At 46.7% G+C, this 9977-nt stretch carries 13 protein-coding genes; 5 read left to right on the plus strand and 8 right to left on the minus strand.

Annotation, left to right across the window (positions count from 1 at the left end; translation table 11 throughout):
• The first annotated feature begins 35 nt into the window (after positions 1–35).
• Together AC4E7D_RS06955 and AC4E7D_RS06960 are read left to right on the plus strand one after the other, a co-directional pair.
• Positions 36–767, plus strand: coding sequence for a carboxypeptidase-like regulatory domain-containing protein (locus tag AC4E7D_RS06955; RefSeq protein WP_490173100.1), 732 nt, complete (start codon positions 36–38; stop codon positions 765–767).
• A 123-nt stretch (positions 768–890) separates the two neighbouring features.
• Positions 891–2582: an alpha-amylase family glycosyl hydrolase gene (locus AC4E7D_RS06960; RefSeq protein WP_490173089.1), complete on the plus strand. Its 1692-nt coding sequence runs from the start codon at positions 891–893 to the stop codon at positions 2580–2582.
• Positions 2583–2592: 10 nt separating this feature from the next.
• On the opposite strand, the gene AC4E7D_RS06965 is transcribed toward AC4E7D_RS06960, so the two are convergent.
• From AC4E7D_RS06965 to AC4E7D_RS06975, 3 genes are read right to left on the minus strand one after another with little or no spacing between them, the layout of a single operon-like run.
• Positions 2593–2970, minus strand: coding sequence for a VOC family protein (locus AC4E7D_RS06965; protein WP_490173090.1), 378 nt, complete (start codon positions 2968–2970; stop codon positions 2593–2595).
• A 10-nt stretch (positions 2971–2980) separates the two neighbouring features.
• Positions 2981–3508 carry an SRPBCC family protein gene (locus AC4E7D_RS06970; protein ID WP_490173091.1) on the minus strand — a complete coding sequence of 176 codons (528 nt, stop codon included), beginning with the start codon at positions 3506–3508 and terminating at the stop codon, positions 2981–2983.
• A gap of 37 nt (positions 3509–3545) precedes the next feature.
• Entirely contained in the window at positions 3546–4202 is a 657-nt protein-coding gene (locus tag AC4E7D_RS06975; RefSeq protein ID WP_490173092.1) for a TrmH family RNA methyltransferase, read from the minus strand.
• Between the two features lie 45 nt (positions 4203–4247).
• Between AC4E7D_RS06975 and AC4E7D_RS06980 the strand changes: the two genes are divergently transcribed.
• Positions 4248–4943 carry an SIR2 family NAD-dependent protein deacylase gene (locus AC4E7D_RS06980; RefSeq protein WP_490173093.1) on the plus strand — a complete coding sequence of 232 codons (696 nt, stop codon included), beginning with the start codon at positions 4248–4250 and terminating at the stop codon, positions 4941–4943.
• On the opposite strand, the gene AC4E7D_RS06985 is transcribed toward AC4E7D_RS06980, so the two are convergent.
• Positions 4906–5349, minus strand: a complete 444-nt coding sequence (locus tag AC4E7D_RS06985) for a heme-binding domain-containing protein (RefSeq protein ID WP_490173094.1) — start codon at positions 5347–5349, stop codon at positions 4906–4908. The genes AC4E7D_RS06980 and AC4E7D_RS06985 overlap by 38 nt on opposite strands.
• A 62-nt stretch (positions 5350–5411) precedes the next feature.
• Between AC4E7D_RS06985 and AC4E7D_RS06990 the strand changes: the two genes are divergently transcribed.
• Together AC4E7D_RS06990 and purB are read left to right on the plus strand one after the other, a co-directional pair.
• Positions 5412–5975: an adenylosuccinate lyase gene (locus AC4E7D_RS06990; RefSeq protein ID WP_490173095.1), complete on the plus strand. Its 564-nt coding sequence runs from the start codon at positions 5412–5414 to the stop codon at positions 5973–5975.
• 96 nt (positions 5976–6071) lie between these two features.
• Positions 6072–7415 carry an adenylosuccinate lyase gene (gene purB / locus AC4E7D_RS06995; protein WP_490173096.1) on the plus strand — a complete coding sequence of 448 codons (1344 nt, stop codon included), beginning with the start codon at positions 6072–6074 and terminating at the stop codon, positions 7413–7415.
• A gap of 21 nt (positions 7416–7436) precedes the next feature.
• Here the strand turns inward: purB and AC4E7D_RS07000 are convergent, their stop codons facing one another.
• From AC4E7D_RS07000 to AC4E7D_RS07015, 4 genes are all read right to left on the minus strand, one after another.
• Complete coding sequence (locus tag AC4E7D_RS07000; RefSeq protein ID WP_490173097.1) at positions 7437–8252, minus strand: mechanosensitive ion channel family protein; 816 nt, start codon at positions 8250–8252, stop codon at positions 7437–7439.
• A gap of 148 nt (positions 8253–8400) precedes the next feature.
• Positions 8401–8943: a DUF4252 domain-containing protein gene (locus tag AC4E7D_RS07005; protein WP_490173098.1), complete on the minus strand. Its 543-nt coding sequence runs from the start codon at positions 8941–8943 to the stop codon at positions 8401–8403.
• Positions 8944–9018: 75 nt separating this feature from the next.
• Positions 9019–9564, minus strand: a complete 546-nt coding sequence (locus AC4E7D_RS07010) for a DUF4252 domain-containing protein (protein ID WP_490173099.1) — start codon at positions 9562–9564, stop codon at positions 9019–9021.
• A gap of 13 nt (positions 9565–9577) precedes the next feature.
• A complete protein-coding gene (locus AC4E7D_RS07015) occupies positions 9578–9970 on the minus strand; it encodes a PG0215 family putative anti-sigma factor (protein ID WP_490173101.1) in 393 nt (130 codons plus the stop codon).
• Positions 9971–9977 lie beyond the last annotated feature (7 nt).

Genomic DNA, 9977 nt, shown 5'->3' on the forward strand with positions numbered 1-9977 from the left:
TAACCCTTTTATTCTTCACCCTGCTTACCCCCATCATGGCACAGGAAAAAACTCCTGAAATGCAGGAGGGGGAAATAAGGGCCGTAGTGGTAAATGCGCAAACCAACGGGCCTTTGGAGAGTGTTCACGTGGTCAACCTCAATAAGGTAGTTGGCACCATAACGAACAAGAAGGGGGAGTTTGTTATCCCGGCAGCAGTTAATGACACCCTTTATTTTTCATATCTCGGATTTAAATCACAGAAAATCAGGATTACCAATGACATGTTCCGATTCCGGGATACTAAAATCGCCCTTACAGAGCTAGCTTACGCCCTGGAAGAGGTCATAATAACCCCTTATCAACTGACGGGCTATCTGGAAATCGACGTGCGCAACCTTCCTATTAACACCGCATACCAATATAGCATATCGGGCCTGCCCGCCAGCTATGAAGCCGGGAATAAAAGCCCGAGTGCAGTTACCAAAGTGCTGGGGGCCATCATGAACCCGGCCGACCTCCTCAGGAACCTGTTCGGGAAAAAACCGCGCCAAATGCGCAAGCTTAGGCAAATGAAAGAAGACGATGAAATCAGGGACCTCCTGGCAAGCAAGTTTGACCGTGAGACGCTTACAGCCCTGCTGCAGCTCGAAAAAGTGGATATTGAGGACATATTGTCGAACTGCAATTATTCCAAATCCTTTATCATGACAGCAAATGACCTGCAGATCCTTGATGCGATCAGCAGCTGTTATGAGGAGTTCCGCATCCTCAACCGCGGGAATTGAGCTGACCTGTATAGCTGAGGATTACATAACCCTTAAGAACTATCCTGATCTGCCTTAGCAGGACGATGGAATATTATTTTATAATTCCCCAGGCATTTTATAGCTTTACCTAAAACCAAGATCATGAAAAACCTGCTCATTGCAATTGCAATTTGCTCTCTTTTTCTCAGCTGTAAACTTGAGCGGAATACTCCCAAAAATGCAACCGCTTCCCTGAATGACAGCCTCCCTAAATCTGAAGTAACAGCGCCCTTTGTCTGGGAAGGTGCCAATGTCTATTTTCTCTTAACCGACCGTTTCCATAATGGCAAGACCGAAAATGACGTGAATTTTGACCGGACCAACCCTACCGGGCCCCTTAGGGGATTTATGGGCGGAGACCTTGCCGGTATCACCCAGAAGATCGAGGAAGGTTATTTTACTGATCTGGGAGTCAACGCAATATGGTTTACCCCTGTGGTGGAACAGATCCATGGGGATACCGATGAAGGTACCGGTAACACCTATGGCTATCACGGCTACTGGGCCAAAGACTGGACAGCGCTGGATCCGAATTTTGGAACCAAGAAAGAACTGGCAGCACTGGTAAAAACAGCCCACAAGGCAGGCATCCGTGTATTGATGGATGTAGTGATCAACCACACAGGTCCTGTAACAGACGAAGATCCCGTCTGGCCAGAGGATTGGGTGCGTACAGAACCTACATGTGAATTCACAACGTACGAGAATACCACCAGTTGCACCCTGGTCGCTAATTTACCGGATATCTATACTGAGAAAGACGAGAATGTTGAGCTTCCCGATGCCCTGCTGGCCAAGTGGAAACAGGAAGGAAGGCTGAGCTATGAGCTCGACGAACTGCAGCTCTTTTTTGAGCGCACCGGTTATCCAAGGGCCCCGCGATTCTACATCATCAAATGGCTAACCGATTATGTAAACGACCTCGGGATTGATGGCTTTCGGGTAGATACCGTAAAGCATGCAGACGAAAAGGCATGGGCGGAACTCTACAAGGAGGCTGCTTATGCTTTTGAAAACTGGAAGAAAAAACATCCAGGTGACGTCCTTGACGACACTCCTTTCTTTATGGTTGGTGAAGTTTATAACTACGGTATTTCGAATGGACGAAAATTTGATTTCGGAGACCGGACCGTAGATTATTTTGACTATGGCTTCCAAAGCCTGATCAATTTTGAACTGAAGGTAGATGCCAACAAGGATTATGAAACCGTTTTCAGGAAATATAATCGCCTGCTGCGAAAGCAGTTGAAAGGGAAAGGAACGTTAAACTATCTCACCTCACATGACGATGGGTCCCCTTTTGACAAAGACAGAGAGAAGGGGTATTTGCATGCGAATATGCTACTGCTCACGCCGGGTACCGCTCAGATATACTACGGGGATGAGTCGGGCAGGGATCTCACCATCGAAGGAACGGTAGGAGATGCCACCTTGCGCTCCTTTATGAATTGGGGTGAAATAGACAGCCTGCCTGAGACACGAAAGCTCCTGAAACACTGGCAGAAACTGGGTAAATTCCGGCAAAGGCATCCCGCAGTGGGTGCCGGAAGGCACAAGCGCCTTGCAAAATCACCCTATGTGTTTAGCCGCACCTATACGGATGGGGACTATCGGGATAAGGTGGCGATTGGCCTAGAACTGCCCAAAGGCAAAAAATCCCTCTGGGTCAAAGGTTTTTTTGGCGATGGGACACAATTATATGACGCCTACTCCGAGACTGCGGTAATGGTAACCAACGGAAAAGTGACCCTGGATAATGAATACGATATTGCCCTGCTGGAACTGGCTGATTAATCGGCAAAGCTCAGGATCTGGAGTGTAATCCTATGCGATTGCCTTCAGTATCCTTGATCAGGCCCATAAATCCAAACCCACCACCTACTTCGGTTTTTGGGCGCATCACCTCTCCACCCGCTTGTTCCACTCGGGCAAGTTCTATGCTTACGTCTCTGCTTGAAAAGTAAACCAGGGGTCCGGAAAAATAAGAGGGACGGTACATTTCGTGTTTTACCAGTGAGCCTGAGATACCTTTTACCCCTTCCTCATAGGGAAACCAGCCCATAACCAGGCCGCCCAGGTCGTGGATGGATATTTCAACTTCAAATACGGCTTCGTAGAACCTTTTGGCCCGGTCCATATCCGTTACCGGAATCTCGAACCAGCCTACCATGTTGTGTTCCATGGGTTAACAATTAACTTTCCAGTTTTGATTTCAGGCTCGCCAGCCCCTCTTCGAAGTCTTTGCCCACGGCCTTATCCATATTCATAAACAACATGAAAATACTCATGGGAAATTTGTTTTTACCACTAAATCCCCAGGTAACCTTGGTACTTCCAGATCCTGCATCTTCCACATCCAGATAGCAATCAGAGGTTGACTTCCAGGGCTTGAAGAACCGCAATTCTCCCTCAATCCTTTTACCTTCTTCAATTTTTGTGATTTCCTGCTCTCCTTCCCCAACCTGCTTGTTGCCGTTCCAATAACTAACGGCGCCTACCTGTCCGTCTGTTCCGGTTAATTTGTGTTCCATGTCCGGATCTTTTTTCTCCCAGGGCGACCATTCCCGTTGTTTTTCGAGATACCGCAGATAATCAAATACCTGCTCCCTGGGTTTAGCGATTTCAACAGACCGGAATACGTTGTACGATTTCGGGGCAATAGCTGCCAAAAAGATGACCAGCAATACGATCCCCAACAGAATGTAGAGTGCTATTTCCATTTTGTTTAATTGATTGGTTCTCTTAAAGATATGAAATTTATCTGCTGCCCTGGTAACGGCTCAGAATGTCTTCCACGTGCCTGATGGACTTTTTAGTCCAGTCCATCCGCTTTTCCAACTTTTCTGCATCACTCAATTGCCAGGGGAGATTGGATTTGCGTAGCCTGGCCGAAAGGTGCTGCAGGATAATGGCGGCGGCAACCGAAATATTCAGGCTTTCAGTAAAGCCTACCATGGGAATTTTGATGGCTTCGTCCGCTTCGCTGAGCACGTGTTCGCTGAGGCCTTCCTTCTCTGTGCCAAAGAATACCGCTATGGGCGTTTTTATCTCGTAATCCTCCAACAGATTTGCGTCCGCATGCGGGGTGGTGGCCACAATGGTATAGCCTTTCTTCCTTAGGGCTTTTATGCAACTCAGGCTATCGCTGTAGGAATATGCGTCCACCCATTGTTGGGCGCCGAGGGCAATGTTCTTGTCAAGTCGTTTCCCGAAGCGGGCTTCTATCAGATGGCTGTCCTGTATACCAAATACCTCGCAGCTGCGTATCACTGCACTGCTGTTATGCATCTGGAAAACATCTTCCAAGGCCACAGTTATATAGCGTGTACGCAATTCAAGAATATCTATAAAGCGTTGCCTCCTCTGAGGGGTAATAAAGGTTTCCAGGTACTGTAGCAGGTCCAGATCTACCATTCCTCCAAGATAATAAAACGTATCTTTAACAAACAATATTCCGGTATGCGAAAAAAGGTTGTGGTGTTAACGGGAGCGGGAATGAGTGCCGATAGCGGATTAAAGACATTTCGCGATGAAGACGGTTTATGGGAGGGGCATGATGTAATGCAAGTGGCATCACCACAAGGCTTTGCACAAGATCCGGAGCTGGTTTTCGAGTTCTACAATCAGCGCAGGCGGCAGCTGCTACAGGCCTACCCTAATAAAGGCCATGAGGCCCTGGCGAAGTTGGAAGCCCATTATGAGGTAAGTATCATTACACAAAACGTTGATGATCTGCACGAACGCGCAGGAAGTACTAATGTGGTGCATTTACACGGGGAATTGTTCAAGGTACGCAGTACAGGCAACCCCAGTTTGGTGCTGGATTGGAAAGAGGACCTTGTACTGGGTTCCTCCTGCCCCGAGGGCCACCAGTTACGCCCCCACATTGTCTGGTTCGGTGAAGAAGTACCCCTTTTGCCACTGGCGGCTCATATCACGGCAACAGCAGACCTGCTGCTGGTCATTGGTACGAGCCTTCAGGTATATCCTGCGGCAGGACTTATCCATTATTCTCCTGCTGGGATCCCTATTTATTTGGTTGACCCGAAGCCTACCCTGTCAGAGGGCGATCTTCCCAACCTTACCGTGCTGGCCAAAAAAGCAGCGGAAGGGGTACCTACTCTGGTTGCTGACCTAATTCGTAAAGCAACCTAGTTTTTTCCGCCCATTCGATCAGGGCTTCCCGCTGTGCATCGGTTAGTTTGGCTTCTTCATGGGTCCAGGTATATTCATTCAGGGGCATTTCCTGTTTTTCAGTCACTTCTACCACTTCTTCAAGTTTGTGGTCTTTTTTCTTATCGGAATACTCCGCCCATTCGGAAAAGTTCAGGTGCCCTTTTCCATGGTCGATATGGTCAGCCAACCAATAGGAAACGGGTGCAATATTATTATACCACGGATATATGGTATTGTTGCTGTGACAGTCGTAACAAGCCTGTTTTAATACCACACGGACTTCTTCAGGAGGGTTGGTTTCCGTGAGGAAAGCAGCCAGATGATCCGTGGTATCCGTATTTTTTTCTGGACGATAGAACTGCATACCAATCAAAATGATGAGCAAGGCAAGGGCTATTTTTTTTATTATTTTCCTGGTCGTTTGTTTGCGTCGAAAAATACAACTTTGTGTCCAATTTGGAACTAATTGAATCTCTAAAATTTGTGGACGGAACCCTGGAATCTAGGATGAATATGGCCTACGGGATTGCAGACTCCCCGGAAACAATTTCATCGCTGATCGGGATCGCTTGTTTAGATGAGGACCCCATATCGTGCAAGGCAAGTTGGGTGCTGGAGGTCCTGGCAAGGGATCACCTCCATCTTTTACTGCCACACCTCAACCAACTCATCTCTAATTTGGGTAAGATCACCCTTGACAGTTCCGTAAGGCCGCTGGCTAAAATATGTGAATCCCTGGTTCTGGGGTACTTTAAGGAAAAAGAAACCCACGTGGTCAACTCTATATCAGATATCCAGCTCGAACAAATGACCACAGCTTGCTTTGACTGGTTGATAAGCGAGCAGAAGGTGGCGGTTAAGGCCTATGCCATGTCCTGCCTCTACCATTTGGGAACCCGTTTCCTATGGGTTCATCCGGAACTGAAGCTCATCCTCGAACAAAATTATCAGCAGGGAAGCCCGGCCTATCAGGCCAGGGCGAGGCAGGTGTTAAAGGGGCTAAGCGGATAACACGAAATAAGGATGTTGGTGATTTACGATATTCCATAGCTCTCGCGAAATGAGTATCTTTGCCTTTTCCTTTAGCAACCCTAATGTGAGCAACCCATGTCATTGACAAAACTCAATGCCATTTCCCCGGTGGATGGCAGATACCGCAGTAAGACCGAGTCACTCGCCCCCTTCTTTTCGGAAGCCGCCCTGATCAAGTACCGCATCCTTGTGGAGGTAGAGTATTTCATTGCACTTTGCGAGCTTCCCCTGCCCCAGTTATCTGATTTTGACCCTGATAATTTCCATCAGCTAAGGGAACTCTATATGGAATTTCAACAGGAGGATGCCACCGCGATTAAAGAGATTGAAGGGGTCACCAACCACGATGTAAAAGCCGTAGAGTATTTCATCAAGGAAAAAATGGATGAAATGGGAATGGCAGCGTACAAGGAATTCGTACATTTTGGCCTTACTTCCCAGGACATCAATAATACCGCCATCCCTTACGCACTTAAGGAGGCTATGAATGAAGTTTATGTCCCCCAATACAATCGCGTACTTGAGAAACTGGAAAATCTCAGCGAAGCTTGGGAAACCATTCCCATGCTCGCCAGGACCCACGGGCAACCCGCCTCCCCTACCCGTCTGGGCAAGGAAGTGCAGGTATTCGTGACCCGTCTTAAAGAACAGTTCAACCTGTTAAATGATATTCCCAGTGCCGCTAAATTCGGTGGCGCTACCGGGAACTTCAATGCCCATAAGGTGGCTTACCCGGAGATCGACTGGAAAGCATTTGGCAAGCAGTTTGTTCAGGAAAAACTGGGCCTCCACCACTCCTTTCCCACTACCCAGATCGAACACTATGACCACATGGCAGCGCTCTTTGATAACCTGAAAAGGATCAATACGGTGTTGATCGACCTGGACAGGGATTTCTGGACCTATATCTCCATGGACTATTTTAAACAGAAAATCAAGGAAGGTGAAGTTGGGTCTTCTGCAATGCCACATAAGGTAAATCCCATAGATTTTGAGAATTCTGAGGGTAACCTGGGCCTTGCCAATGCCGTATTCGAGCATCTGTCTGCCAAATTACCCATCTCAAGGTTGCAACGCGACCTCACTGACAGCACTGTGCTAAGGAATATTGGCGTACCCTTCGCCCATACCCTGATTGGATTTAAAGCTACACTAACCGGACTGGATAAGCTGCTCCTTAACGAAGACAAAATAAAAGCTGACCTGGATCAGAACTGGGCCGTGGTAGCCGAGGCCCTTCAAACCATCCTTAGGCGGGAAGGATATCCTAACCCCTATGAGGCACTTAAGGGACTCACCCGTAAGAATGAACAGATCTCAAAGGAAACCCTTGCGGTTTTTATCAACCAGCTAGATGTTTCTGATGATATTAAAGCCGAAATGAGAGGGATCAGCCCACAGAATTACACAGGCTTGTAATACATCGGTATACCAAATGCCCTATACAGTCTTCCGTATTTCCACACGGTGTGGGTATGGAATTTCTATTCCTGCCTTGTCGAGTGCAATTTTACTTCCTTCAATGGTGGCAAAATAAACATCCCAGTAGTGCTCCGGTTTACAATATGGCCGTACTGCGAAGTTTACCGAACTGTCTGCCAGTTCCAGCACATTCACCGATGGAGCAGGGTCTTTGAGGACCTTTTCATTACTGGTAAGCACTTCCAGTAAGACCTTACTGGCTTGTTTTATATCTTCATCATAGCTTACACCAACTACAGTATCGACCCTGATTTTACCCTCAGCAGTGTAATTTGTGATATTCCCGTTGGCCATGGCCCCATTAGGAATTATCGTCAATTTGTTTTGTGGAGTGATAATCTTAGTAGTAAAGATCTCAATCTCCTTGACAACTCCTAATTCCCCCTGAGCCTCTATTAAATCTCCTATCCGGTAGGGTTTGAAAATCATCAACAAAACACCTCCGGCGAAATTTGATAAGGAACCCTGTAGCGCCAGGCCTACTGCAAGTCCGGCAGCGGCTATTATTGCCGCAAATGTTGTCACATCCACACCCAGGGTAGAAACCACCACAATGATTAATAAAACTTTTAATGCCCATGAGGTCAGATTTAGCAGAAAGCGCTGCAGGGATTCATCATAGTTGCTTTTAGACATCATTTTTTGGGAAAGCCCGACGATCTTTTTGATCACCCAGCTACCAACAATGAACAAAAGGATTGCTCCCAAGATTTTGGGGCCGTAGTCTACTACAAAATCAATACCTCTATCTATCCATAGTTGTGCATTTTCCATGATTAATTCGTTTATAAGGTTAGAAAATACCAAGGTACCAAACTTTTAAATGATACCTTTAGTTCCGGGGACGAAATAATCGGTCAGAATAAAATAATCCCATCGCCTCAACGGCAATGGGATTATTTTGGTTGTTTTTGATTGATGTTTAGCCTTTGAGGAACTTTCCGATATCACCCAGGGCATCTTCATCGTAGTCTGACTTCTGGATGGCCTTCATCAGTTGCATGATATAAGCAGGGTTCATATCATCCCCGAGTACTCTTATCAGGGCAAATCCCTTGTCGTCACTACTCCCGTAGATCACCACTTCGTCAATGGCATCGTCTTCCCCCAGGTACTTAATTACGCCTTTACCATATTCAGAATTGAGCTTCATCAATTCTTTGTAATCCTTGTTTTTAAGGATGGCACTAACCTTGGCTTTCTCTGCTACATATTCTGCCGCATTGGACTTGGTTTTTTTAAAGGCCAGCATATTCAGCTTCCTCAGGGAATTCAGGGCCTTGCGTTGTGTTTCCGTAAGGTCTGCCTCCTCCAGATTCAGGATACTGGTGGGCAGGTCTAGGGAGATAAAATTCGGGTTTTCCGAATTGTCTATATAGTATTCCTGCAGGCTCTGTGTTGAGGAGCACGCCTCAAAAAACAGTACGCTCATAAGAGCGAGGCCTGCGATTATTATTTTTTTCATCTTTTGTTGGTTTATGGATGATGATACCCGCTGGAGGCAGCCCATGAAGGACTGCCGCTACGGATAATACAATTCTTAATTCTTCTTCTCGGCCTTGTTCAACTCCTCGGGAAGGTCCATTTTTTTGGTCAGGGAACCAATCTTGGTCAGGTCAATATCCCCGGTGAGGGTGAGCAATACCGTTTCTATCTTTCGGTCGTTAACTTCAACGTCCATGTTATTGATGCCGGTAACAAACATCAGGAGCTCACTTACATGGTCATCATCCCTGCCTTTTTTGATATAGAATTTAACATTGGCGTCTTTGTCTTTTACGCGCATCAATTCCTCCAGAGAGGCAGATCTCAGATATTTATCCACCGTGGCCTTCATGTCGGCAGAAACTGCCTTGTCTTCGGTAACAAATACCTTCAGGCCACTCAAGCTCTGGGCAATATCCATAAATTCCCGGGCCTCGGGGTCGTCAACATCAACATCCATTTTCACCAAAAGGTTAAACATGTTCTTGTTGATGATCACCGAACTTACGTTATCCAGGTCTTCGAACTTGTCAAAGATGGATTGTGAAAATCCGGTCAGGGGTAAAAGTGCCACAAGGGCAATTAGCATGGTCTTTTTCATCACTGTTCGCTTTTTAATTGTTTTTGTAAATTTTTTGTTTTGTGTTTTCAAACTCATTCAGGTAAGCCACTTTCTGGGTACCACGATCCAGATTTTCGGCTAACAAGCTCAATGCTTTCCGGGTCTCCTGGTAAGCATATTCTGCCTCTTTTTGTTCCTGGTAATCCCTACCAAAGAACAGGCCAAGGGCAATTACGGCTACTGCGGCTACAGAAACCCACTGATATATATATCTTCTGGTTTTTAGGGAAACCTGCCGGGTGAAACGCTCTTCCTTGGCTTTGGAGAAATAGGTGAACATCGGGGCATATTGCTCCAGGTGCGGTGCTACCGTATCCTGTGCAAAGTAGGCCTTCAATTCCTTTTCCTCGGCCGATGTGGCAGTGGCCTCACAGTACTTCTCCAGTAATTTT

Source organism: Lentiprolixibacter sp. (assembly GCF_982873095.1).